This is a genomic window from Achromobacter sp. GbtcB20 (genome assembly GCF_019091095.1).
GTDB classification, from domain to species: Bacteria; Pseudomonadota; Gammaproteobacteria; order Burkholderiales; family Burkholderiaceae_B; genus Achromobacter; species Achromobacter mucicolens.
Map to the genome: position 1 here is coordinate 1 of NZ_JAGXJZ010000106.1, position 717 is coordinate 717.

The window sequence follows — 717 nt, forward strand, 5'->3', positions numbered from 1 at the left end:
TGATGGCGGTCTATATCGTCTTTCCGAACCGCTTCGTGTATGCGGTCGCGATCGGCTGCGGCGCCAGCCTGGCCTTTGCCGCGATGCTGCTGGTCGAGGGCGCCCTGACGCCGGAAGACCTGGTGTCGCTGCTCCTGCTGCTGGGCCTCGGAAACGGTTTGGGTTATATCGCCGCGCGGCGCCTGCAGCTTGCGCAGCGCGAGCAGTTCCGCTCCACCATGCTGCTGCAGGAGCTGGCCGACCGCGATCCCCTGACCGGCTGCCTCAACCGGCGCGTCCTCCAGGATGGCCTGCTCGACAAGGAGCTGGCCCGCGCCCGCCGCTACGGCAGCGCCTTGTCGGTGATCCTGTGCGACATCGACCATTTCAAGCGCATCAACGATACCCACGGCCACGCCGCCGGCGACCGGGTGCTGTGCGCATTCGCCGCTTTGCTGCGCACGATGACGCGCGAGACCGTCGACAGCGTCATCCGCTATGGCGGCGAGGAGTTCCTGGTGGTCCTGCCGCAGACCGAACTCGCGGGCGCGCAGGCGCTGGCCGAGCGCATCCGCGAAGCCTTCGCCAGGGCCACCTGTCCGCTCCCGGGCGGCGCGCGGGTGTGCGCGACGGCGAGTTTTGGCGTGGCGTGCGCGCCCGCGCGGCACCAGCATCCGCCGGCCGGCTTCGAGGCCCTGCTCGGCGGCGCCGACGACGAGCTGTACGCCGTCAAGCGCG

At 70.4% G+C, this 717-nt stretch carries 1 protein-coding gene; it reads left to right on the top strand.

Going from position 1 to position 717, the window contains the following annotated elements; all coding sequences use genetic code 11:
• Positions 1-717: GGDEF domain-containing protein (locus tag KVT32_RS28015; RefSeq protein ID WP_217619186.1), on the top strand; the 717-nt coding region annotated here is incomplete at both ends.